Origin of the sequence: Mycobacterium sp. PS03-16 (assembly GCF_004570325.1) — a bacterium.
Classification (GTDB): Bacteria; Actinomycetota; Actinomycetes; order Mycobacteriales; family Mycobacteriaceae; genus Mycobacterium.
This window is the reverse complement of sequence record NZ_SPQO01000053.1, coordinates 1-23,621: the sequence shown is the minus strand read 5'-3', so window position 1 is coordinate 23,621 and position 23,621 is coordinate 1. Positions and strand designations below refer to the sequence as shown.

23 protein-coding genes and 2 pseudogenes are annotated in these 23,621 nt (G+C 70.3%); 16 read left to right on the top strand and 9 right to left on the bottom strand.

Annotated elements, in window-relative coordinates; translation table 11 throughout:
* Positions 1-229 (top strand): adenosylcobinamide-GDP ribazoletransferase (locus E4P42_RS25515; RefSeq protein ID WP_209305877.1); only part of this gene is annotated, 229 nt, incomplete at its 5' end.
* 23 nt (positions 230-252) lie between these two features.
* Here E4P42_RS25515 and E4P42_RS25510 read toward each other — a convergent pair.
* The gene (locus E4P42_RS25510; RefSeq protein ID WP_135129321.1) at positions 253-777 is read right to left on the bottom strand and encodes a bifunctional adenosylcobinamide kinase/adenosylcobinamide-phosphate guanylyltransferase; all 525 of its coding nucleotides are present in this window, start codon (positions 775-777) and stop codon (positions 253-255) included.
* 23 nt (positions 778-800) lie between these two features.
* Here E4P42_RS25510 and E4P42_RS25505 point away from each other — a divergent pair, with 23 nt between their 5' ends.
* From E4P42_RS25505 to E4P42_RS25495, 3 genes are read left to right on the top strand one after another with little or no spacing between them, the layout of a single operon-like run.
* Complete coding sequence (locus E4P42_RS25505; protein WP_135129319.1) at positions 801-1,784, top strand: cobalamin biosynthesis protein; 984 nt, start codon at positions 801-803, stop codon at positions 1,782-1,784.
* A 39-nt stretch (positions 1,785-1,823) separates the two neighbouring features.
* Entirely contained in the window at positions 1,824-2,681 is an 858-nt protein-coding gene (locus E4P42_RS25500; protein ID WP_135129317.1) for a 3-hydroxybutyryl-CoA dehydrogenase, read from the top strand.
* A gap of 6 nt (positions 2,682-2,687) precedes the next feature.
* The gene (locus E4P42_RS25495; protein WP_135129315.1) at positions 2,688-3,242 is read left to right on the top strand and encodes a histidine phosphatase family protein; all 555 of its coding nucleotides are present in this window, start codon (positions 2,688-2,690) and stop codon (positions 3,240-3,242) included.
* Here the strand turns inward: E4P42_RS25495 and E4P42_RS25490 are convergent.
* The 4 genes from E4P42_RS25490 to E4P42_RS25475 all read right to left on the bottom strand — a co-directional run bounded on the left by E4P42_RS25490 (position 3,215) and on the right by E4P42_RS25475 (position 6,869).
* Positions 3,215-3,535 (bottom strand): AzlD domain-containing protein, encoded by a 321-nt coding sequence (locus E4P42_RS25490; RefSeq protein ID WP_167759633.1) that lies wholly within the window; start codon positions 3,533-3,535, stop codon positions 3,215-3,217. The two genes, E4P42_RS25495 and E4P42_RS25490, sit on opposite strands and share 28 nt — an antisense overlap.
* The gene (locus tag E4P42_RS25485) at positions 3,535-4,260 is read right to left on the bottom strand and encodes an AzlC family ABC transporter permease (protein WP_135129311.1); all 726 of its coding nucleotides are present in this window, start codon (positions 4,258-4,260) and stop codon (positions 3,535-3,537) included. The genes E4P42_RS25490 and E4P42_RS25485 overlap by 1 nt, the downstream gene beginning before the upstream one ends.
* 94 nt (positions 4,261-4,354) lie before the next feature.
* Positions 4,355-5,083, bottom strand: a complete 729-nt coding sequence (locus tag E4P42_RS25480; RefSeq protein WP_209305875.1) for a GntR family transcriptional regulator — start codon at positions 5,081-5,083, stop codon at positions 4,355-4,357.
* A gap of 73 nt (positions 5,084-5,156) precedes the next feature.
* On the bottom strand, positions 5,157-6,869 hold the full coding sequence (locus E4P42_RS25475; RefSeq protein ID WP_135129307.1) for a thiamine pyrophosphate-binding protein: 1,713 nt from the start codon (positions 6,867-6,869) through the stop codon (positions 5,157-5,159).
* Between the two features lie 144 nt (positions 6,870-7,013).
* Between E4P42_RS25475 and E4P42_RS25470 the strand changes: the two genes are divergently transcribed.
* The 10 genes from E4P42_RS25470 to E4P42_RS25425 all read left to right on the top strand — a co-directional run bounded on the left by E4P42_RS25470 (position 7,014) and on the right by E4P42_RS25425 (position 18,531).
* A complete protein-coding gene (locus E4P42_RS25470; protein WP_135129305.1) occupies positions 7,014-8,651 on the top strand; it encodes a methylmalonyl-CoA mutase in 1,638 nt (545 codons plus the stop codon).
* 49 nt (positions 8,652-8,700) lie between these two features.
* Positions 8,701-9,114, top strand: coding sequence for a cobalamin B12-binding domain-containing protein (locus tag E4P42_RS25465; RefSeq protein WP_135129303.1), 414 nt, complete (start codon positions 8,701-8,703; stop codon positions 9,112-9,114).
* Positions 9,111-10,814: an AMP-binding protein gene (locus E4P42_RS25460; protein WP_135129301.1), complete on the top strand. Its 1,704-nt coding sequence runs from the start codon at positions 9,111-9,113 to the stop codon at positions 10,812-10,814. Before E4P42_RS25465 ends, E4P42_RS25460 begins: the two co-directional genes overlap by 4 nt.
* Entirely contained in the window at positions 10,811-11,767 is a 957-nt protein-coding gene (gene meaB / locus E4P42_RS25455; RefSeq protein ID WP_167759632.1) for a methylmalonyl Co-A mutase-associated GTPase MeaB, read from the top strand. Before E4P42_RS25460 ends, meaB (E4P42_RS25455) begins: the two co-directional genes overlap by 4 nt.
* 136 nt (positions 11,768-11,903) lie before the next feature.
* Positions 11,904-12,326 carry a cobalamin B12-binding domain-containing protein gene (locus E4P42_RS25450; protein WP_135129299.1) on the top strand — a complete coding sequence of 141 codons (423 nt, stop codon included), beginning with the start codon at positions 11,904-11,906 and terminating at the stop codon, positions 12,324-12,326.
* Positions 12,326-13,747: a phenylacetate--CoA ligase family protein gene (locus tag E4P42_RS25445; RefSeq protein ID WP_209305874.1), complete on the top strand. Its 1,422-nt coding sequence runs from the start codon at positions 12,326-12,328 to the stop codon at positions 13,745-13,747. Before E4P42_RS25450 ends, E4P42_RS25445 begins: the two co-directional genes overlap by 1 nt.
* Complete coding sequence (meaB, locus tag E4P42_RS25440; RefSeq protein ID WP_135129297.1) at positions 13,744-14,736, top strand: methylmalonyl Co-A mutase-associated GTPase MeaB; 993 nt, start codon at positions 13,744-13,746, stop codon at positions 14,734-14,736. Before E4P42_RS25445 ends, meaB (E4P42_RS25440) begins: the two co-directional genes overlap by 4 nt.
* Entirely contained in the window at positions 14,736-16,526 is a 1,791-nt protein-coding gene (locus E4P42_RS25435) for a methylmalonyl-CoA mutase family protein (protein ID WP_135129295.1), read from the top strand. Before meaB (E4P42_RS25440) ends, E4P42_RS25435 begins: the two co-directional genes overlap by 1 nt.
* Before the next feature lie 109 nt (positions 16,527-16,635).
* Positions 16,636-17,382 (top strand): FadR/GntR family transcriptional regulator, encoded by a 747-nt coding sequence (locus E4P42_RS25430; protein WP_135129293.1) that lies wholly within the window; start codon positions 16,636-16,638, stop codon positions 17,380-17,382.
* A 408-nt stretch (positions 17,383-17,790) separates the two neighbouring features.
* On the top strand, positions 17,791-18,531 hold the full coding sequence (locus E4P42_RS25425) for a FadR/GntR family transcriptional regulator (RefSeq protein ID WP_135129291.1): 741 nt from the start codon (positions 17,791-17,793) through the stop codon (positions 18,529-18,531).
* Here the strand turns inward: E4P42_RS25425 and E4P42_RS25420 are convergent.
* A complete protein-coding gene (locus E4P42_RS25420; protein ID WP_135129289.1) occupies positions 18,515-18,994 on the bottom strand; it encodes a hypothetical protein in 480 nt (159 codons plus the stop codon). The two genes, E4P42_RS25425 and E4P42_RS25420, sit on opposite strands and share 17 nt — an antisense overlap.
* Before the next feature lie 193 nt (positions 18,995-19,187).
* Between E4P42_RS25420 and E4P42_RS25415 the strand changes: the two genes are divergently transcribed.
* Positions 19,188-20,576: an MFS transporter gene (locus tag E4P42_RS25415; RefSeq protein ID WP_135129287.1), complete on the top strand. Its 1,389-nt coding sequence runs from the start codon at positions 19,188-19,190 to the stop codon at positions 20,574-20,576.
* A 53-nt stretch (positions 20,577-20,629) separates the two neighbouring features.
* Positions 20,630-21,700: pseudogene (locus tag E4P42_RS25405) on the top strand (enoyl-CoA hydratase/isomerase family protein).
* Positions 21,701-21,704: 4 nt separating this feature from the next.
* Here E4P42_RS25405 and cobA read toward each other — a convergent pair.
* The 3 genes and pseudogenes from cobA to E4P42_RS25390 form a co-directional block, all read right to left on the bottom strand.
* Positions 21,705-22,883: a uroporphyrinogen-III C-methyltransferase gene (gene cobA / locus E4P42_RS25400; RefSeq protein WP_245234231.1), complete on the bottom strand. Its 1,179-nt coding sequence runs from the start codon at positions 22,881-22,883 to the stop codon at positions 21,705-21,707.
* Complete coding sequence (locus E4P42_RS25395; protein ID WP_135129281.1) at positions 22,880-23,455, bottom strand: cob(I)yrinic acid a,c-diamide adenosyltransferase; 576 nt, start codon at positions 23,453-23,455, stop codon at positions 22,880-22,882. Before E4P42_RS25395 ends, cobA begins: the two co-directional genes overlap by 4 nt.
* A 3-nt stretch (positions 23,456-23,458) precedes the next feature.
* Positions 23,459-23,621: pseudogene (locus E4P42_RS25390) on the bottom strand (hypothetical protein); the annotation flags it as partial.

Here is a 23,621-nt window from a genome sequence, read left to right as displayed (position 1 = left end):
GCGCGCCGGGGCCGCGCTGGTGTGGGTCCTGGCCGCGCTCGCGCTGACCGGGGCGGCCTGGACCGTCGGGATGCCGCCGTGGCGCGGCGCGCTGGCCGTGGGCGTCGCACTGCTCGTGGTGGCCGCGCTGCTGCGCCGGGTGACCCGCCGCCTCGGCGGGGTGACCGGCGACGTCTACGGCGCGGCGGTGGAGGTCACGCTGACCGCGATGCTGGTGGCTCTCGGATGAATATCGTTCGCGCGCAACATGTGTCAGAGCGTGAGCACCCGGCCGGCGATGACCAGGTGCACCTCGTCGCACACCGCGGCCACCCGCTGGTTGACGGTGCCGAGCACGTCGCGGAACAGCCGGCCCGACCGGTGCTCGGGGACCACGCCCAGACCCACCTCGTTGGTCACCAGCACCACGTCGGGGACTCGGCGCAGCGCAGTGCACAGCACGTCGAGGTGGGCGCCGACCGCGTCGGACACCGCGTCCGACGACGCCTCCCACAGCTCCGCACCGTCGATCACCGCGGTCACCCAGGTGCCGAGGCAGTCGATGAGCACCGGCCCCGCTGCGTCGCGCAGCGCGGCGCCCAGGTCGGCGGTCTCCACCGTCACCCAGTCGGCCTGCCGGCGGGACCGGTGCAGGCCGACGCGCGCATCCCAGTCCGGATCGGACCCGTCGGCCGGCCGCCCCGGCGCGACGTAGGTGACGCCGGACGCGCCGGCCAGCAGGCTTTCCGCGTGGCCGGACTTGCCCGACCGCACGCCTCCGGTCACCAGAACCCGCATCCGACGATCGTAGGCGGCGCACGATGCACCGGATGACCTCCAGGGCGGCCGGGCTGCTGCTCGGGCATGCCGCGGACCGGCTGCTCGGGGATCCGCGCCGGTTCCATCCCGTCGCGGGGTTCGGCGGCGTGGCGGCGGCGCTCGAGCGGCGCCTGTACGCCGACCGCCGCGCGCATGGCGTCGCGCACGTCGCGGTGCTGGTGGGCGGGACGGTCGCCGCGGCAGTGGCGGCCGAACGGGCCGTCCGCCGGCCGTTGCCGCACATGCTGCTGACGGCCGCGGCCACCTGGGCGGTCCTCGGCGGCCGCTCCCTGGAACGCGAGGCCACCGCCGTGCACGCGCTGCTGAGCGCGGGCGACCTGCCCGGTGCCCGACAGCGGCTGCGCCACCTCGTCGGGCGGGACACCACCCGCCTGTCGCCGGACGAGACCGCCAGGGCGGTCATCGAATCGGTCGCCGAGAACACCAGCGACGCCGTCGTCGCCTCCTACGCGTGGGCGGCCGTCGCGGGGGTGCCCGGCCTGCTCGGCCACCGCGCCGCCAACACCCTCGACGCGATGATCGGTCATCACAACGACCGCTACGAGCGGTTCGGGTGGGCCGCGGCGCGGTTCGACGATCTGCTGGGGCTGCCCGGTTCGCGGCTGTCGGGGCTGCTCACCGTCGCGTGCGGCCCCGACCCGCGGGCTGCGCTGGGGGCGTGGCGGCGTGATGCGGGCGACCATCCGAGCCCGAACGCCGGGGTGGTCGAGGCGAGTTTCGCCGGCGCCCTGGGCGTCCGGCTCGGCGGCACCAACACCTACTACGGCAACCGGCAGGAACACCGGGCGCTGATGGGCGATGGCCGGCCCCCGGCGCCCGCCGACATCCCGCCGACGGTCCGGCTGGCCCGCCGCGTCGGGGTGGGCGCCGCGCTCATCGCGGCCGCGGTCAGCCTGCTGCGTGTGCGCCCGGCCATGCCGGGCGGCCGGGTGTTGCGGCGATCACAGAACGTTCAGTTAAGGTAGGACCACACAGTGGTCCATTCGACTAGTGGAGAGGCAGCGATGACCAGCACAGCGGAGAAGGTGGGGGTCGTCGGCTGCGGCCTGATGGGCGCCGGGATCGCCGAGACCTGCGCACGCTCCGGACAGCAGGTGACCGTCGTCGAGACCAGCGCCGCCGCCGTCGACGCGGGCCGCGCACGGCTGGAGAAGTCGCTGGCGAAGGCCGAGGCGCGCGGCAAGATCGACTCGGCCGCCGACGTCCTGGGGCGCATCGAGATCGGCTCGGACCTCGGCGCGCTCGCCGACCGCACCCTGGTCATCGAGGCGATCATGGAGGACGAGGCCGTCAAGACCGCGCTGTTCCGCGAGCTCGACGGCATCGTCACCGACCCCGAGGCCATCCTGGCGTCCAACACCTCGTCCATCCCGATCATCAAGCTCGGCGTCGCCACCGCACGCCCGCACAACGTGCTGGGCGTGCACTTCTTCAATCCGGTACCGGTGCTGTCGCTGGTGGAACTGGTGCCCAGCTACCTGACCGCCGAGGCCACCACCGAGCGCGCCCGCACCTTCGTTCAGGACGTGCTCGGCAAGCACGCGATCGACTGCAAGGACCGCGCCGGATTCGTCGTGAACGCACTGCTGATCCCGTTCCTGCTGTCGGCGATCCGCATGGTCGAGCAGGGCGTGGCCAGCGCGGCGGACATCGACGAGGGCCTGGTGCGGGGCTGCGCGCATCCGCAGGGACCGTTGGCGCTGAGCGACCTCATCGGACTCGACACCGTGCGCGCGATCGCGGACTCGCTCTACGACGAATTCAAGGAACCGCAGTACGCGTGCCCGCCGATGCTGGCGCGCATGGTCGACGCCGGCCTGCTCGGCCGCAAGAGCGGTCGGGGTTTCTTCGACTACAGCTGATCCGCGGTGACCGTCGACGCGTTCTGGGTCCGCCACGGCGAGTCGACGTGGAACCGCGCCGGGGTGATGCAGGGCCAGAAGCCGTGGCCCGCACTCACCGCACGCGGTGAGCGGCAGGCACTGTCGGCGGCCGAGGAACTCGCCCCACACCGCCCGACCCGCGTGGTGAGCTCCGACCTGAACCGCGCCGCGCACACCGCGCGCATCATCGGCACGCACCTCGAGGTGCCGGTCGTGCTGACCCCGCTGCTGCGCGAACGCCACTGGGGTGTCTTCGAGGGCAGGCCGACCGCCGAGGGTGAGCGGCACGAGGCCACCCTCGCCACGGATGAGCCGGTGCCGCAGGGGGAATCGCGCGACGACGTCGCCGACCGTATCCGGCGGCTGTTCCCGTCACTGTCGGCGATGGACGGCCCGGTCGTGGTGGTCACCCACGGCGACGTCATCCGGGAAGCCCTGCGGCTGTGGGCGGTCGACGGCGGCCGGGCCCCGGCCAACGGTTGCCTCATCCGGCTCGGCCACCACCTCGACGCTCACAGCACGAGGTCGAGGCACCCGTAGGCCACCAGCCCGCACACGATGCTCAGCGCCAGGTTGTTCCACCGGAACGACACCAGCAGCGCGATCGCCCCCGCGAGCGTCGCGGGTGAGATGAGTTCGAAGCGGCCGTCTTCGAGGAACACCGACGGCGCCACCAGCGCCGCGAACGCAGCGGCGGGCACCATCTGCAGCACCAGGCTCAGCCGCGGCGGCAGGTTCCTCGGCAGGATCGGCACGAGGATGAAAACGGCCCGCAGCGCGAACCCGCCGACCGCGATCGCCAGGATCACCCACCAGATCGTCGCGGTGCTCATCACGCCGCCTGCTGCCCGGCCGCACGCCATCCGAACGCCACGCCGGTCGCGATCCCGGCGAAGGTCCCCAGCATCATGCCGAGGTTGGCCGGCAGGTCGGCGCCCACCACCGCCACCGCGGCACCGACGATCGCGGCGAACAGCTTCGGCCGGTCCCGCAGCTGCGGTGCCAGCAGCGCGAGGAATGAGATCGGCACCGCGAACGCGACGACGCCGGTGTTGGGCAGCGACCCGAAGAACGACCCGACGAACGAGCAGATCTGCCAGGTCAGCCAGAAGATCAGGCACGCACCGGTGTAGAACGCGACCTTGTCGCGGCGCGGCCAGTCCTCGGTGCGGGTCAGCGTGAGCGGCACCGCGTGATCGACGAGCAGGTAGGAACCGACCGTGCGCCGCCGCAGGCTCGCATCGGCGAACATCGGGGCCAGCGTCGCCGAGTAGACGATGAACCGCACGTTGATGATCAGCGCCGTGGCGATCACCACCCCGGCTCCGGCGCCGTTGCCGATCAGGTCGAGCGCCGCCACCTGCGCGGCGCCGGCGAACGCCAGCAGCGAGAAGGCCGCGGTCTCGAACACGGTGAAGCCGTTGTGGGTTCCGGCCAGTCCGGCCACGGCCGCGAACGGGATGATGCCGATGAGGATCGGCAGCATGGCGATGACGCCGGCCCGCATGGCGCGCCGGCCCGGTTCGCCGGCGGCCGGCTCGTCACTCGATGCGCTCAAGGCGGTCTCCTGGGATCGGACGCATGCGGGCAGTCGGCCGCCCCCGCCGGCCCACGAGCGGGTCAGCGGTGCGGAGGGTCGAGACGGCGCTCGGCTACCCGCCCGAAATGGATTTCGTGAATTTCGCCGCCGAACCGCGGATGTGGTCCCTGGCGCGCTGCTCGGCCAGATCCGCGTCTCCTGCGGCCAGTGCTTCGGCGATCTCGCGATGCTCGCGCCACGCCAGGTCGAACATGTCCGGAACGGTCCGCAGCATGCCCACCATGGCGCGTTCGACCACCGACCACATCGGCACCATCGCGCGGCTGAAGTACGGGTTGTCGGTCGCCTCGAGAATGGTCCAGTGGAACGCCCGGTCCAGTTCGAGCAGCACCTGGGTGTCGTTCGCGCCGCCGAGTTCCTCGTGGCGCTCGAGCACCGCGGCCAGCTTCTGCAACCCGGCCTCCGGACGGGCCTGCGCGACCTCCCGGACGGCCTGCGCCTCGAGCGCCTCACGCACCCGGTAGGCCGCCTCGACATCCTGCTCGGACAGCGCCTTGACCGCCACCCCGCCGGTGGGCAGCGGTTCCAGCAGCCCCTCGACGACGAGATCGGCGGCGGCCACCCGGACCGGCATCCGGCTCACCCCGAGCTGTTCGGCCACGGCCACCTGGTTGAGGCGGACACCGGCAGGCAGCTCCTCGAGCACGATGGCCAGGCGCAGCCGGTCGCGGACCGACCGCGCCAGCGCGCTGGAGTCCCGCGGCGGCAGCGCGCTGAGCGCGGCGAAGCTCGACGCGTTGTGGCGGCCGAGCGTGATCGCGCCGTGTGGGTCACCACTCACGCCCAGCCTCCTGATGTTCGGCGTCGTCCCACGGACACCCGTGGATCCACGGGCTATTATGACCGGCGGCTCACTACCGGGCATACCGCTCATACTCTGCGGCGTTCCACGGGCCGACCGCCTGGCGGGGCGGCACCGCGGCCAGCCCCCCGAGGTAGTCGGGCGACTTGGCGGTGCGCGAGACCACGACGTCGACCACCGCCGGGGCGTTGTCCAGCGCCCGCTTGAGCGCATCGGCCAGCTCGCCGGCGTCCTCCACCCGCTCGCCGTGGGCACCCAACGCGCGGGCGAGCAGGTCGTACCGGCAGCCGGGCAGGTCCACGCCCACCAGGTTGTTGTCGAAGCGGTCAACCTGGTCGTGGCGCTCGATGTTCCACGCCTCGTTGTTGACGACGACGAAGACCGCGCGCGCCCCGCGCCGGACCGCGGTGTCGATCTCCATCGCGGTGAAGCCGAAACTGCCGTCGCCGATCACCGCGATGACGGGTTCGTCGGGCCGGTGCAGCGCGGCGGCGATCGCGAACGGAACCCCGACGCCGAGGCAGCCCAGCGCACCGCAGTCCAGGTAGTCGACCGGCCGCAGGCCGACCCGGGCGAACGAGAGGATGTCGCCACCGTCGGCCACCGCGACGGCGCGGTCGGTGAGCAGATCGTTGACCGCACCGACCACGAAGTTCGGCGACATCCGGCCCTCGGCGTCGACATCGGGTGAGGTCAACTTCGTGGCGAGCTTGCGCGCGCGCTCCGCGTTGGCCGTGCGCATGTCCTCGAGCCAGCCGGCGTCGGGCGTGGCCGGCGCCGCACCGGCCGCCGTCAGTGCGGCGAGCACCGGTCCGGTGCTGCCGAGCACCTCGACGTCGCCGCGGCGGTTCTCGCCGAGTTCCTCGAAACATGTTCCGATGCGCAAGAACCGGGCATCCGGCGAGAACACGGCGGGCGAACCGTAGCCGAGCTGGAAGTCCAGCCGCCTGCCGAGGGTGATGACGAGGTCGGCCTCGCTCATCGCACGTCCGCGCACGGCGGGCACGAACCACGGCACGTCGTCGCGGATGGCGCCGCGGCTCTCGCCGGAGTCGAGGTACAGCGCCTGCGCGCCGTCGAGGAACGTGCGCACCTCGGCGGCGGCCGCGCGCACCGACCGGCCGCCGATGACGACGATGCGCGACGATGCGCGGATCAGCTCGGCCGCCGACGCGACCGCCGTGGGGGACGGGGCGAGTTCGGCGGCGACGCGCGGCTGCATCGCCAGCGCGGGGACGTCGGCGTCGTGGACCGGTTCGTCGAGCAGATCGGTCGGGAAGTCGATATAGGCCGGTCCGGTGGCGCCGGTCGCGGCGCCCAGCGCCGCGCCGATCACCTTGTCCAGGCGCGGGATGACGTGGTGACGTTCGGAGACCTGTTCGACCAGGCGGCAGATCGGCCGGACCATGCCGGCCTGGTCGATGTCCTGCATCGCGCCCATCCCGGTCTGCGGGCGCGGGGGCCGGCCGGACAGGACCAGCACGGGACTGCGCGAGACGTAGGCGTTCGACATCGCGGTCACCGCGTTGGTCAGGCCCGGCCCCGCGGTCACCATCGCGACGCTCAGCTCGCCGGACAGTTCGGCGGTTGCGTGCGCCATGTACACCGCGGCGGCCTCGTGGCGGACGTCGACGATCTCGATCCCGGCGCGGGACACGGCATCCCACAGCGGCTGGATGTGCCCGCCGCAGAGACCGAAGATCCGGCGCACCCCCTGGCTGCGCAGGCGGTCGGCGATGAGTTGGGCAACGGTCTGCTGGGGCATGGGCGACCACCAATCTGCGCATCGGGACGGGACGGCCGGGGTGATTCGGACGCCGCGGCCGACGTATTGCAAATCCTGGATCCAGAGTCCATAGTAGCAGGCATCACACTCGGCCCCACAAGTGACGCAGACCGAAGGAAGCGAATGACCGTCTCAGACCTCCGCCGCGACGACAGCGCCGCCAGCACGCCCGAAGCCCAGGACGTCCACGAGACCCTCTCGGGCATCCCGGTCGACGCCGTCTACGACGCCTCCCGGCTCGAATCCTGGGATCCCGACGCCAAATTGGGCGCACCGGGCCAGTACCCCTACACCCGCGGGCCGCATCCGACCATGTACCGGACCCGGCAGTGGACCCGGCGACAGGTGGTCGGGCTCGGCACCGCCCCGGAGACCAACGAACGCAACAAGTACGTCATCGAGCAGGGTCAGACGGGTCTGTCCAACGACTACGACGTGCCGACGCTGATCGGCCTGGACTCCGACGATCCCCGCTCGGTCGGCGAGGTGGGCCGCACCGGCGTCGCGATCGACACGCTGCCCGACATGTACGACCTGTTCGACGGCATCGACCTGGAGAACATCAGCGTCTCGATGACCATCAACCACCCGGCGTTCGTCCTGGTCGGGCAGTACGTCGCGGCCGCCCGGATGCGCGGATTCGACCTGCGCAAGCTCGGCGGCACCGTGCAGAACGACCCGCTGAAGGACTTCTACGCCCAGAAGACCTACATCTTCCCGCCCGCCCCGTCGGTGCGGTTGGCGTGCGACCTCATCGAGTACTGCTCGATCCACATGCCGCGCTGGAACGGGATCAGCCTCAACGGCTACAACATCCGCGAGGCCGGCACCACCGCCGATCAGGAGCTCGCGTTCACGTTCGCCCACGCGATCGCCTACATCGAGGACCTGCTGGGCCGCGGGCTGCCGATCGACAGCTTCATCGGCCGCTTCTCGTTCATCTTCAACGTGCACAACGACTTCCTCGAGGAGATCGCCAAGTTGCGCGCCGCCCGCCGGGTGTGGGCACAGCTCATCCACGAGCGGTTCGGCGCCGACCCGAAGAACGCCAAGCTGCGCACGCACGTTCAGACCGGCGGCAGCACCATGACCTACCAGCAGCCGGAGGTGAACCTGATCCGCGGTGCGCTGCAGGCGATGGCCGGCGCGCTGGGCGGCGTGCAGTCGATGGCGGTGTCGTGCTTCGACGAGGCCTACTCGATCCCGTCGGAGTTCGCCCAGCGGATGTCGCTGCGCACCCAGCAGGTGGTGGCCTACGAGAGCGGCATCACCAACGTCGTCGACCCACTGGCCGGTTCGTACTACATCGAGAGCCTGACCGACGAGATCGAGCGCCGCACCTGGGAGTGGATGGCCCGCGTCGACGAGCAGGGCGGCGCCATCCGCGGTGTCGAGAGCGGCTGGCTGGAGCGGACGGTGTCCGACACCGCGCACACCCAGCAGCTGCAGATCATGAACGGGACGCGAACCATCGTCGGCGTCAACGACTTCAAAGGCACGCAGGGCGAACGCCCGATCGAGACGTTCCGCGTCGACGAGCAGTCCGAGAAGGAGCAGATCCGCCGGCTGGAGAAGGTCCGTGCCGAACGAGACGCCTCGCAGGTCGAGCGCACGCTCGACGACCTGCAGAAGGTCGTCGCGGACGGCGGCAACGTCATGGAGGCCGTGATCGCGGCCAGCACGGCGCACGCCTCGCAGGGCGAGATCGTCAAGCGGGTCATCGCCGAGGTCGGCGAGTACATCGCGCCGCCCATCTTCTGAGCCACTACCCCCACTTCCCGACCTCCCCCGACTTCCCGGAAGGCATCCCATGATTCGCGTACTGCTCGCCAAACCCGGCATCGACGGACACGACGTCGGCGTCAAGATCGTCGCCCGCGCCCTGCGTGACGCCGGTATGGAGGTCATCTACACCGGCCTGCGCACCACCATCCCCGACGTCGCCCGCGCCGCCGTCCAGGAGGACGTCGACGTGGTCGGTGTCTCGAACCTGTCGGCGCAGCACGTCCGGCTGATGCGCGAGCTCAAGGAGCGGCTCGACGAGGCCGGCGCCCAGGACATCCTGATGATCGCAGGGGGCAGCCTGCTGCCGGAGGACATCGAGGAGCTCGGCCGGATGGGCATCGACGGCTGCTTCCCGCCGGGCACCGACACCGCCGACATCGTGTCGTTCATCACCGAGCGCGTGGCGGACACCCGCGGCGCCCAGCGGGTCGAGGCATGACGGTCGCTTCCGCGCCCCGGCCCGCTGCTCGAGATCCGTTGCACCGCTTCGGAACCGGCGACCGTCGCGGCTTCACGCTGCCCGCGTTCCTGCGGCAGGCGGCGGCCGAGCATCCCGACCGGTGTGCGGTGCGGACGCTGACCGGGGACCGCCTCACCTACGGCGAACTGCTCGCCCGCACCGAACGCCGGGCGGTCGGCCTGGCCGCGCTCGGGGTGACCAAGGGCGACCGGGTGCTGCTGGTCATGGACAACTCGATCGACATGATCGTCTGCTGGTTCGCGGTCAATGTGCTGGGCGCCGTGGAGGTTCCGGTCAACACCGCCAACCGCGGCCCGAGCCTGGTGCACGTCGCCAACAACTCCGGGGCGAAGGTGGCGATCATCGACGCGCCCTACGCGTCCGCGCTGCGCGACGTCGCCGGCGAGCTGAACGGGCTGCGCACCGTCGCCGTCCGCGGCGCGGCGGCGACACTGCCCTGGACGACGCTCACGCTGGCCGACCTCGACGCCACTCCGGGCGCGGTGCCGCACGCCGAGGTCTCCTACTCGGATCCGGCGTCGATCATCTACACCTCCGGAACCACCGGCCCCGCCAAGGGGGTGGTGGTCCCCCACGCCCACATGCACACGTTCGCCGCGCACGTCGTCGAACAGCTGAGGATCGGCGCCGACGACGTCTACTACGTCTGCCTGCCGATGTTCCACGCCAATGCCCAGTTCATGCAGGTGCTTCCGTGCCTGATGACCGGGGCCGAGGTGGTGCTGGCCGAGGGGTTCAGCGCCAGCCGCTGGCTCGACGACCTGCGGGCCTGCGGTGCGACCGTCACCAGCCTGCTCGGCGTCATGGCGCAGTACGTGTTCAACCGGCCGCCCGGACCGCACGACGCCGACCACGGGGTGCGGCGGATGATCACGATCCCGCTGCCCACCGTGATCGCCGAGGCCTTCGAGCGCCGCTTCGCCACCACCTGCGTGGAGGCGTACGGCATGACCGAGATCTGTCTGCCCATCTACCGGCCGATCGACGAGCCGCTGCGGCCCGGTAGCTGCGGTAAGGCGCTCGACGAGTGGTTCGAGGTCGCGGTCGTCGACCCGGCCACCGACGAGCCCGTGCCCGACGGGGAGGTGGGCGAGATCGTGGTCCGGCCGCGGTATCCGTTCACCACGTTCCTGCACTACAACCAGATGGCCGAGCGCACCGTCGAGGCGTGGCGAAACCTGTGGTTCCACACCGGCGACGCCGGCCGGCGCGACGCGGACGGCTATTTCTACTTCCTCGACCGGCTCAACGACCGCATCCGCCGCAAGGGGGAGAACGTCACCGCCTACGACATCGAGGTGGCGCTCACCGAACTGCCCGACATCGCCGACGCCGCGGTGATCGCCACCCCCGCCCAGGAGGGTGAGGACGACATCAAGGCCTATCTCGTGGTGGCCGAGGGCACCACCGCGCCCGATCCGGTGGCGGTACTCGCCCACTGCGTCGCGCGGCTGCCCTACTTCGCCGTCCCCCGCTACCTCGAGTTCATCGGTGAGCTGCCGAAAACGCCGACGGGCAAGGTGCTCAAGCGCACGCTGCGCGCCGCCACCGAGACCGCCGCGGGCGCGGGATGGGATCGCGAGCAGGCGGGCTGGACGGTCAAACGGGGCGTCGACCGCCTCGTGCGCGTCGATCCCCCGTCCCCGGCGGCGCCATGACCGGGATGCGCAACGCGACGTCGGCCGGTCTGGCGTCTGAACGCGAGATCGCCCGGCTGATCAGCCGGGTGGAGCGCGGCGAGGTCACCGACGTCGCCGGTGACCTGTCGCTCGGCGGGTCGGCCGGCGCCCACGTCATCGGCATCACCGGCAGCCCCGGCTCGGGCAAGAGCACGCTCGTCGACGTGCTGGCCCGGCAGATGCGGGCCGACGGGCGCACCGTCGCGATCCTGGCGATCGACCCGTCGAGCCATCTCACCGGCGGCGCGGTGCTCGGCGACCGGGTGCGGATGTCCTCACACAGCCAGGATCCGGGCATCTTCATACGCAGTATGGGCACCCGCGGGTCGACGACCGGCCTGGCGCGCGCCGCGCGCGATGCGGTCAAGGTGCTCGATGCGGCGGGGTACGACGTCGTCATCGTCGAGACGGTCGGTGTCGGACAGGTCGAGCTCGACGTGCTCACCGTCGCCGACACCGTGGCGGTGGTGCTCGTGCCCGGCCTCGGCGACACCATGCAGATGAACAAGGCCGGAATCATGGAGATCGGCGACCTGTTCGTCGTGAACATGGCCGACCGGCCGGAGACTTCGCGCTTCGTGCGCGACCTCAAGCAGGCCCTGGCCGTCGGCGCCGGGCACGCCCACGGCGAGATGCCACCGGTGTGCTGCACGGTCGCGCTGACCGGCGAGGGCGTCGACGGTCTGTGGACGACCCTGCGGGAGTTCGACGCACGCGATCAGGCCTCCGGACGGCGGCTGGCCCGGCGGCAGGACCAGCAGAGCCGGGAGCTGACGCGCCACATCGACAACCACGTCACCGCGCTGCTGCACGAGGCGATGGCGGGGTCCGCGCGGCTCGACGAGCTGCGGCGGCGGGTGCGGGCCGGCGAGTTGACGCCGCGCGCGGCCGCGACGGAATGGCTGGCCGATCTGAGGCTGCAACTGGACTGACTGGATTCGAGGGGAGGATGCGGCCTGCGGTGACGCCTGTGGCGCTCACCGCAGGCGGCATTCGTTGTTGCGCGGGTCACGTTGCCTGGTCTATGGTCGAACCACAGATTGGTCGCCCCACAGAACAGGTGAGTACATGAATCAACCGTCGGCGCTGCCCATCCGCGTGATGCTGGCCAAGATCGGTCTCGACGGACACGACCGCGGTGTCAAGGTGGTCGCCCGCACGCTGCGCGATGCGGGCATGGAGGTCATCTACACCGGACTGCACCGCAGCCCGGCCCAGGTCATCGAGGCCGCCACCCAGGAGGATGTCGACGTCCTCGGCGTCAGCCTGCTGTCCGGTGCGCACATGCCGATCTTCACCAAGATCTTCGAGATCCTCGATTCGATGGAGGAGCGTCCCCGCTTCACCATCGTCGCCGGCGGCGTGATGCCCGACGAGGACGAGATCGAACTGCAGAAGATGGGCGTCAAGGCGGTGCTCGGCCAGGACACCACCCCCGAGAAGATCGTCGAGACCATCAAGGCCGCCGCCCCGGTGGAGGCGAATTCCTGATGGCATCCATGGAGTCGTGGAGCTGGCCGCCGGCGTACGACGCCGACTACCGGCCGCCCACCGACCAGACGCACTGGTTCCCCGTGCGCGAGACCATGGATCCCGAGCAGCGCGACGAGGCGATCCTCGGCCGCATCCAGGAGCTGATGGCCTACGCCTGGGAACGGGCACCGTTCTACCGCCGCAAATGGTCCGAGGCGGGGCTGGAACCCGGTGACATCACCTCACTCGAGATCTTCGAGACGGTTCCGGTGGTCAAGAAGGAAGAGTTGCGCGAAGACCAGGCGGCGAACCAGCCCTACGGCAGCTACCTGTGCATCGACCCGATCGAGGTCACCCACATCAAGGGCACCTCGGGCACCACCGGGCGTCCCACCGCCTTCGGTATCAACCAGCGGGACTGGGTGGCCGTCGCCAACGCCCACGCCCGCGTGATGTGGGGGATGGGCATACGGCCGTCCGACGTCGTGCTCATCGGCTCACCGCTGACCCAGTACTGGGGGTCGTGGGGCGCCTACAGCGGCGCGGAACGCCTTGGCGCCGCGGTGTTCCCGTTCGGCGCCGGCTTCTCCGGCCAGAGCCTGCGCACGCTGCAGTGGATGCGCCAGATGTCGGCGACGGTCTTCTACGGCACGCCGTCCTACGCGCTGCGCCTCGCCGAGGTGGCCGTCGAGAACGGTATCGATCCGCGCGGCATCGGTCTGCGCAAGATGTTCTTCTCCGGCGAGCCCGGGGCCAGTGTGCCGGCGATCCGCCAGCGCATCATCGACGCGTTCGACGTCGAGGTCTACGACTCCGGCAGCATGGGTGAGGTCGCACCGTGGATGCACCTGGGCGCCAGCAACAACGAGCCCGGCGTCTTCGCCTGGCAGGACCTGGTCTACACCGAGGTGTGCGATCCGGCGACGATGCGGCGGGTGCCCTACGGCGGCGAGGGCACCCCGGTGTACACCACGCTCGAGCGCACCTCGCAACCGATGATCCGCCTGCTGTCCAACGACCTCACCAGCTGGGAGGCCCCGGACGCGGCGCGCGGCCGCACCTACCCGTTCCTGCCCAAGGGGATCTACGGCCGGATCGACGACATGTTCCAGATCCGCGGCGAGAACGTGCATCCCAACGCGATCGACGAGATCGTGATGAGCGCCGAAGGGTACGGCGGCGAGCACCGCATCATCATCAGCCGCGAGACCGCGATGGACGAGCTGCTGGTGCAGTGCGAGTTCGACGCCCAGAAAGCCTCGGTGGCGCAGGATGTCTGGGTCAAGAAGGTCGGTGACGATCTGCGCAACGTGCTCGGGGTCGGCGCCAAGGTCGTGACGGTGCCGCCGGCCACGTTCGAGCGTACGGACTTCAAGGCGCGCCGCGTGATCGACGACCGCAACCTGTTCGAATCCGTCGACCGGGGATCGCCGTCATGAGCGGGATCGCCACGGAGTCACCGATCGTCGCGATGGCCGACCGCATCCGCGCCGGCTCGCAGGTATCGCTGGCGCGTGCGCTGACCCTGGTCGAGAGCCGCTCGGACGCCGCGTCCGAACTGCTCGCCGAGATCTGGAAGGACAGCGGCCGCGCCCACGTCGTGGGCATCACCGGTCCGGCGGGCAGCGGGAAGAGCACGCTGGTCACCGCGATGGCGCGGGAGTACGTGACCCGGGGGCTGAAGGTGGCGATCCTCGCCGTCGATCCGTCGAGCGCATACTCCGGCGGCGCGATCCTCGGTGACCGGATCCGGATGACCGAACTGGCCGGCCGCAAGGACGTCTACATCCGATCGATGGCCTCGCGCGGTGCGACCGGCGGACTGTCCCGCGCGGTGCTCGACGGGATCGTCGTGCTCGACGCCGCCGGCTACGACGTCGTCATCCTGGAGACGGTCGGCGTCGGACAAGCCGAGGTCGACGTGATCAGCGTCGCCCACACCGTGGTCGTGGTCAGCGTGCCGGGCCTCGGTGACGACATCCAGGCCATCAAGGCGGGCCTGATCGAGATCGCCGACATCCACGTGGTCAACAAGGCCGACCGACCGGGTGCCGACCTCACCGTCAAGCAGCTGCGGGAGTCCCTGCGGCTGGCCCACCGGGAGGCTCAGCAGTGGAACGTCCCGATCCAGAAGACCACCGCCGCCACCGGTGAGGGCGTCGCCGACCTGCTCGACCAGGCCGCCGAGCACCGCACCTGGATGGCCGAGCACGGCGGCCTCAAGGACGTCGAGCGGCGTAACGCCGCGACACGGATCCGGTGGGCGGCAGAGGCTCTCATCGCCGAGAAACTCCGCTCGGGCATGCGCGACTTCGACGCGGCCGTCGAGGCGCTGATCGCCCGCGAGGACGAACCCCGACAAGCCGCCGCCCGGCTGCTGACCGCCATGGCCGTAGACCCCACTGACATCAATGGAAGAGGAAAGTGATGACCGACCAAGTGTCAACCCCCAGCGACGAGACGACCGCCGAGAAGCAGGGCCTGTCCACCGACCCGCTGTCGAACCCCGGTGAGGAGTCGACCGTCGAGGAGCTGCGCCTGGCCAGCGATGCGTTGCGCAAGCGCGCCCAGGCCGAGCTCGAGGAGTGGGAGAACAACGAGCTCGCCGACTTCATCAAGCGCGCCCCCGAGTCCCGCGAGAGCTACGTCAGCGGCGCCGGACTGCCCGTCAAGCGCGTGTACGGTCCGCAGGACCTGCCCGAGAGCTATGACGAGATCGGCCTGCCCGGGAAGTACCCCTACACCCGCGGCCCCTACCCGACGATGTACCGCGGCCGGAAGTGGACGATGCGGCAGATCGCCGGATTCGGCCAGGCCGAGGAGACCAACAAGCGCTTCCAGTACCTGATCGCCCAGGGCCAGACCGGCCTGTCGGTCGACTTCGACATGCCGACGCTGATGGGGCTGGACAGCGACCACGAGATGAGCCTCGGTGAGGTCGGCCGCGAAGGCGTGGCGATCGACGTGCTGCCCGACATGGCGGCGCTCTTCGACGGCATCGACCTGGAGAACATCTCGGTGTCGATGACCATCAACCCGTCGGCGTGGATCCTGATGGCGATGTACATTGCGGTCGCCGAGGACCGCGGGATGGACCTCAACAAGCTGTCGGGCACCATCCAGAACGACATCCTCAAAGAGTATGTAGCGCAGAAGGAATGGATCTTCCCGGTCCGCCCCAGCATGCGCATCGTGCGCGACTGCGTCGCCTACGGCGCCGAGCACATGGCGCGCTACAACCCGGTCAACATCAGCGGGTACCACATCAGCGAGGCCGGCGGTAACGCGATCCAGGAAGTCGCCTTCACCATGGCGATCACCAAGGCCTACGTCGAGGACGTGGTCAAGGCCGGCGTCGACGTCGACAAGTTCGCGTCGCGCCTGTCGTTCTTCTTCGTGTCGCAGGCCGACATGTTCGAAGAGGTCGCGAAGTTCCGCGCCGTCCGTCGCTACTACGCGAAGATGATGAAGGAGCACTTCGGCGCCAAGAAGCCGAACTCGATGCGGCTGCGGTTCCACGCCCAGACCGCGGCGGCCACGCTGACAAAGCCGCAGCCGATGGTCAACATCGTCCGCACCGCGATCCAGGCGCTGTCCGCCGTTCTCGGTGGCGCACAGTCGATCCACACCAACGGTCTGGACGAGGCGTACACGATCCCGAGCGAGATGGCGATGAAGCTCGCCCTGCGCACCCAGCAGATCATCGCCGACGAGACCAACGTCCCGAACGTGATCGACCCGCTCGGCGGCTCGTACTACGTCGAGGCCCTTACCGACGAGATCGAGAAGGGCATCCAGTCCTACATGGACAAGGTCGAGGCGATGGGCGGCGTGGTGCCGGCCATCGAGCAGGGGTTCTTCCAGAAGGAGATCTCCGACAGCGCCTACGACTACGCCAAGCGCAAGGCCAGCGGTGACCGCCCGGTCATCGGCGTCAACAAGTACGTCGACGCCCAGGAGGACCAGAAGATCGAGGTGCACCAGCTCGATCCGGAGTCCGAGGCCCGCCAGATCCGCCGGCTCAAGCAGGTCCGCGCCGACCGCGACCAGGACCGGGCACAGAAGGCGCTGGACACCCTGCTGGCCGTCGCTCGCGACGAGAACGCCAACCTGATGCCGGCGACCATCGAGGCGGTGCGCGCGCACCTGTCGATGGGTGAGATCACCGGTGCGCTGCGCGACGTGTTCGGCAGCTACCAGGAGACCCCGGTCTTCTGACCCGGCCGACGGTACCGACCGCATGTTCGGGCAAACCAACATGTGGTCGGTACCATCGGATCCTCAGGGATCTTCGCGAGAGAGATTCGCGTAAAGAAGAGGTGCGGGTGTGTCCGAGGATACTCAGTCGCAGTGGAAGCCCCTTCCACGCTTGCGCACGCATGAGCAGGTGGTGGCCGAGATCGAGAACCGCCTGGTGGCGGGCACGCTGAAGGCCGGTGACCGGCTCCCGCCCGAACGGCAGTTCGCCGAGGCGCTCGGGGTCAGCCGCGGCGCGGTCCGCGAGGCTCTGCGAATCCTCGAGGCGATCGGTGTGGTCGAGGCGGGCACCGGCTCGGGGCCGTCGTCGGGATCGATGATCGTCAAGGACAGCATCGCCGGCATGGCGATGGTCATGCGGATCCACCTGCAACTGGCCTCATTCACCCAGGAGGACCTCGTCGAGGTCCGATTGCAGATGGAGGGCCTGGCCGCCCGCAAAGCCGCCCGCAGCGCCACCAGCGAGGACATCGCCGAACTGCGGTCGCTGGTCGAGCAGATGCGCGGCGTGCACACCACCGCGTCGTTCAATGATCTCGACACCGCGTTCCACGTCCGCATCGCCCGCGCCTCGGACAACGGCCTCGCGGCCGCGCTCATGGCGGCGCTGCGCGAGGCGTTGCGCCAGGCGATGGTCACCGCGTTCAGTGAGCTCGAGGACCCGGTCAGCACCATGGCGCAGGTTGCCGACGAGCACGCGGCGATCGTCGACGCGATCGCCGAGGGCGACGCCGAACTGGCCGTCAAGCGGGTGACCACGCACATCCGCGACTTCTACCGCGCCGTCGGCTTCGGTGAGATGAAGTGGGCCGGCTGAGCGCCGCCTGACGCCCGGGCCCAGGTCGGGGGCGCCCGGCTCGGACATTGCGCCCACGGTCGTCGCAGACGCCCAATCCGCGACCCTCAGCGCAATCTTCGGCGGGGCCCACGTGGACGCGACGACGAACGTGCGGACACTGCGGAGATCCGGCCGGAGAATCGCTGTGAGCGCACGCTCGTCGCGACACGCGGGCCGTCGCGGCAACATTCGTACCCCCCGCCCGGCGCGTTGGCCGTATCCGCCCGTGATGGCTTACGATCACTGCAGCGGGCCCGATGAAGTTGGTGGAAATCCAGCACAGTCGCGCTACTGTGACACCCCCGTTGCGGCGGGGGTGAAGTCAGACCTGACGGCCCGCAGTCACATCCACGGATCAGGGACGCCGAATCCCTGCGGGAGGTCATCATGGCGAGAGCCGTTGTCAGCACTGCAGCGCAGTGGGAACCGTTGCCGCGCATGCGCACTCACGAGCAGGTCGTGGCCGAGATCGAGAACCGGCTGCGGACGGGACGGCTGCGCGCCGGCGACCGCCTGCCACCCGAGCGCCAGTTCGCCGAAGCGCTCGGCGTCAGCCGCGGCGCCGTGCGCGAGGCGCTGCGCATCCTCGAGGCGGTCGGGGTGGTCGAGGCGGGTACCGGGTCCGGTCCGTCGGCGGGCTCGGTGATCGTCAACGACAGCGTCGCCGGGATGGCCATGGTGCTGCGCCTGCACCTGCAGGTGGCCTCGTACAGCCGTGAGGACCTGCGCGAGCATCGGCAGTCGATCGCCCAGGTGGCGGCCCACCGTGCCGCCGTATCGGCAAGCGTCGAGGACATCGCCGCGCTGCGCTCGCTGACCGCCCGGATGCGCGACGCCGTCGACGGCGCCGGGGACCTCGAGGCGGAGTTTCACGACCAGCTGATGGACATCGCCGACAACGCGCTGGCGACGATGCTGTGGACGGCCCTGCGTGAGATCGAGAACCGCGACGGCACAGCACCGATGGGCGCGCCCGACGACCCGCCGGCGGGCCGGGCACAGGCCTACGCGCTGATCGTCGACGCCATCGCGGCGGGCGACGGTGACCGTGCGGCCACCCTGCTCTCCGCGGTGCTGCGCGGCGCTCCCTGTCCGGTCGGCCTCAGCGCACTCAAGCGAGCCGGCTGAGGCCCGGTCCCGCCGCGCACACCGCGTCGCCGCGGGAGTCGAGCGACCATCCGGTGATGTCCATGACCGCGCGCAGGAACTGCTCGAACGTCGCGAAGTGCAGGTGCCCGAGCCCCGGACGGGTCCGGTACAGCTCACCGGTCCACGGACGGTCCGCGGCGACGATGAACTTCCGTGTCTGCGCCTGCTCCCCGCGCCGCGCTCCCGTCCGGCGCCGCGTGCCCGGGGCGCGGTGCGGCGCACCGGCTCCGTCGGAGCGGGCCTGCAGCGGCCAGTCGGTGAGCGCGAGCATTGCCGCACAGAACGATTCGACCGAGTCGAAGGCGATGCGATCGCGGCCCGGTCGGGTGGAGTACATCTGACCGGTCCACGGCGCCTCGACGGCGACGATCAGCTTCCAGGTCACCGGGGCGGGCCTGCCCGGCATCTCGCGCGACTCGGCGCGGTCGTCGAGCACGGTCATCGGGGCACATCTCCCGGTCGTCGAGGGCTGAGTCGACCGACGGCCGACCAACGTGTGGTAGGACCATACTCGCGTTGCCTGCCGCACGTCAAATGAACATCTGTGGTCGGGGCAACTTGCGGTGTTTCCTTGTGGCGCGTACCACAGTTGTGGTAGGACCATAAAGAGATCCGCCCACCTATTGGAGACGTACATGCATCCACAGAGCCCGACTCTGACACCCGAACAGGCAGGAGCCGCCGAGCGTCGCGGCCTCCGCAAGGTCGGCGCCGCCAGCCTCATCGGCACCACGATCGAGTACTACGACTTCTTCGTCTACGGCACCGCGGCCGCGCTGGTGTTCCCGTCGGTCTTCTTCCCGGACAGCAGCCCAGCGATGGGCACCATCGCGTCGTTCGCCACGTTCGGCGTCGCGTTCTTCGCCCGTCCTGTCGGGTCGATCGTGTTCGGCCACTTCGGGGACAAGATCGGCCGTAAGCGGACGCTGGTGTGGACGCTGCTGATGATGGGTCTGTCGACCGTCCTGATCGGCTTCTTCCCCGGTTACAACACCGGCGTGTTCGGGGTGTTCGAGAACGGCATCGGGATCTGGGCGCCCATCCTGCTGGTCGTCATGCGCTTCCTGCAGGGCCTGGCCATGGGTGGAGAATGGGCCGGCGCCACACTGCTTACCGCCGAATACGCGCCCAAACACCAACGCGGCCGCATGGCGGTGTACCCGCAGCTGGGCCCCGCCTGCGCCTTCTTCCTGGCCAGCGGCACGTTCTTCGTGGTCTCCATCACCGTCGGAGCGACCAGTGGGGCGTTCCTCGACTACGGCTGGCGTTTCCCGTTCATCGCCTCGCTGCTGCTCGTGATCGTCGGCCTCTGGATCCGGCTGTCGATCGCCGAGACGCCGGTCTTCAAGAGGCACCTCGAGAGCCGCAACTCCTCGGTCGCACCGGCGAAGCTGCCGTTCGCCGAGGCGTTCAAGAAGCAGTGGCGGCAGATCCTGATCTCGGGTCTGGCCATGTCGACGGTGTTCTCGATGTTCTACACCGGCAGCACCTTCCTCACCAGCTACGGGATGTCGTCGCTGGACTTCACCCGCACGATGATCCTCGGCTTCGGCATGATCGGTGCCGCCGTGCTCGCGGTGGTGACCGCCGCCGCGGCGATCATCTCCGACCGCGTGGGTCGCAAGCGGGTCATCGCGATCGCCTACGGCGGGGCGATCATCTGGTCGCTACTGCTGTTCCCGCTGCTGGACACCGGCTCGCCCTTCGCGTTCCTGATCGGCGTGACGGTCACGCTGTCGATCTACGGTGTCGCCAACGGCCCCGCGGGCGCACTGCTGCCGGAGATGTTCCAGTCCCGTTTCCGGTACACCGGCGCCGGTCTGAGCTACAACCTCGGCGGCATCATCGGCGGGGCCATCCCGCCGATCCTGGCGGCGCAGATCGTGGCGAACTACTCCAGCATCTGGGTGGGCGTGCTGCTCGCCGCACTGTCCGCGGTCAGCCTGCTCTGCGTGCTGGCCCTGCCCGAGACCAAGAACAACGACCTCGAGGACGCGCCGGTCGAACCGGCCGCCACCACCTGACGTCGACAGACCGATCAGCACCGCCAGTGAGCCCCGCTCACTGGCGGTGCTGTATGACACCCGGAAGGACACCCATGACCGCGGACCTCTCCGCCCGCCCCTCGTTGACCGTCGCCGGGCGGCTGGCCACGATCACGCTGCGCAATCCGGCCGCGATCAACGCGATCGGCCCGGAGGAGATCGACACGATCACCACACTGCTCGACGAGGCGGTGGGCGAGGAGTCGGTGCAGACCATCGTGATCCGTGGGGAGGGCCGGCGGGGTTTCTGCGCCGGCGGCGACATCAAGCGGGTGCGGACGATGATCGTGTCGGGCGACCTCGACGGGCTCGCCGACTTCTGGGCCGCGGAGTACCGGCTGGACCACCTGATCGCCACCTGACCCAAACCGGTCGTGTCGATCGCACACGGCCTGACACTCGGTGGCGGAATGGGTTTGGCGTCGCACGCCGCTCACCGCGTGGTCACCGATTCGACGCGGATGGGGATGCCCGAGGTGTTGATCGGCCTGTCCCCCGATGTGGGCGGGCTGTGGCTGTACTCCCGTGCCCCGGGGCGCACCGGGGTGTACGCGGCGCTCACCGCCGCCCACCTCAGCGCGGGCGACGCGCTGTACATGGGCCTGGCCGACCACTATGTTCCCGACGACCGGATCGACGCGCTGACCGCTCGGCTGCAGCAGGTTTCGGCCGACGAGGCGCTGCGGGAGTTCGACGGACGGCCCCCGTCGCAGATCGCCGACCGGCGCGCCGTGATCGACGACATGTTCGGGGCGTCGACCGTCGCCGGGATCGCCGCGGCGGTGGCGGCGGGTGACAGCGACGTGGCCGAGCTCGCCGGCACCGCGCTCACCGGTGCGTCGCCGACTGCGCTGAGCGTGACGTTCGAGGGACTACGCCGGGCCGCGGAGATGACCGACCTCGCCGAATGCCTCGCCCAGGATCTGCGGGTCGGTCAGCACTGCGCGCGCCATCCCGATCTCACCGAGGGCATCCGCGCTCGCGTCGTGGACAAGGACCGCAACCCGAAGTGGAATCCGCCGACGCTGCACGGGCTCGGCCCGGGCGATGTCGAACGCTTCTTCGCACCGATCGGGACACCACTGCAGATGCGGGGCTGGTAGCGCGTCAGCGCGCCGCGGCCGTCCAGATTTCTTGCGGCAGCTCGACATCCGAGGTCGTGGCAGCCGGATCGAAGGCCGCCACGTCCCCGATGACCGTGATGGCCGGCGGCGTGATGCCCTCGGCCCGCACGGTGTCGGCGATGTCGGCGACGGTCCCCCGCACGACGCGTTGCTGTGCCAGCGTGCCGTCGGCGACGGTCGCCGCGGGCGTATCGGGTGACAGCCCGTGCCGGATCAGGCTCGCGGTGATGGCGGGCAGCGTGGTGACCGCCATCAGGAACACCAGCGTGGTGCCCGCCCGGGCCAGCGCCGCGTAGTCCACCGTGGAGGCGGGATCGTCCGGTGCGACGTGGCCCGAGACGACGGTGACGCCCTGGGTCACCCCGCGGTGCGTCACGGGGATGCCCGCGCCCGCCGGCACCGCAAGCGCCGACGTCACGCCGGGGATGACGGTCACCGGCACACCCGCTGCGGCGCAGGCGATCCACTCCTCCCCGCCGCGGCCGAACAGGAAGCTGTCCCCACCCTTGAACCGGACGACGGCGCTGCCGGCGCGGGCGTGCTCGATCAGGATGCGGTTGATCTCGTGCTGCGGGGTGGCCTTGCCGAACGGGATCTTGCCGACGTCGATGATCCGCACCCCGGGGCCGAGTTCGGCGAGCACCGACACCGGCGCCAGCCGATCGGTCACCACCACGTCGGCGGCCCGTAGCGCCTCCAGTCCGGCGACGGTGAGCAGACCCGGATCCCCCGGCCCGCCGCCGACCAGCGTCACCCGTCCGGCGCCGGGTCCGTGGCGGCGTGGTGCACCGGTCTCCCGGATGCACCACAGCCGGCGGTCCTCACACGCGCGGACGATCCGGCGGTCGGTCTCGGCGCGCCCGGTGGCCGCGATCGCCAGCCACACGTCGTCGAGGTCGCGCTCGTCGAATCCTCGCCGGCGCCAGACGATCACACCGCGGTCGGCCAGGTCCTCGATGGTGGCGTCGGCATCGCCGTGCACCACGCTCACCGACGCGCCGGCCTGCACCAGGGCCGCGACGTGGCGCACGGCCGCGCCGCCACCGCCGAAGACGACCGCCGCCCTACCGGCGATGTCGAGGCTCGCCGGGTAGCCGCGGCGCTCGGTGGGCGCATCGACTGCGTCGCACCGGGCGGCGTCGTGCAGTGCGGGCCGGGTCACAGGCGGGCTCCGCCGGGCACCCACAGGACGTCGCCGTATTCGCGGTTGCTGTAGCGCGCGAGGATGAACAGCAGGTCCGACAGCCGGTTCAGATACGTGATGGTCAGCTTGTTCATCGACTCGGCGTACTGCGCGTAGGCGCGCCAAGCCTCCCGTTCGGCACGCCGCACGACCGTGCGTGCGACGTGGAGGTACGCCGCGGCCGGCGAACCGCCGTTGAGGATGAACGACCGCAGCGGTTCCAGTTCGTCGTTGTACTGGTCGCACCACTTCTCGAGGCGGTCGACGTAGTCCTGGGTGACGCGCAGCGGCGGGTGCTTCGGGTCCGGCACCACCGGCGTGCTGAGGTCGGCGCCGACGTCGAACAGATCGTTCTGGATGTGCAGCAGGATCGTCACCACCGCGTCGTCCATGTCGGCCACGCTGAGCGCCACGCCGATGTGGGCGTTGGCCTCGTCGACGGTGGCGTACGCCTCGAGGCGCGGGTCGAGTTTCGACGTCTCGCTCATGTCGCCGAGGCGGGTGGTGCCGCCGTCGCCGGTGCGGGTGTAGATGCGGGTGAGATTGACCATGGCTCAGTCCTTTCCGCTGTTCGAGGCGCTGTCCGAGGCGCGCAGGATGAGGGCGTCGCCCTGGCCGCCGGCGCCGCACAGCGCCGCGACGGCGTAGCGGCCACCGGTGCGCCTGAGCTCCAACGCCGCATGCAGCGCCACCCGCGCACCCGACATCCCGATCGGA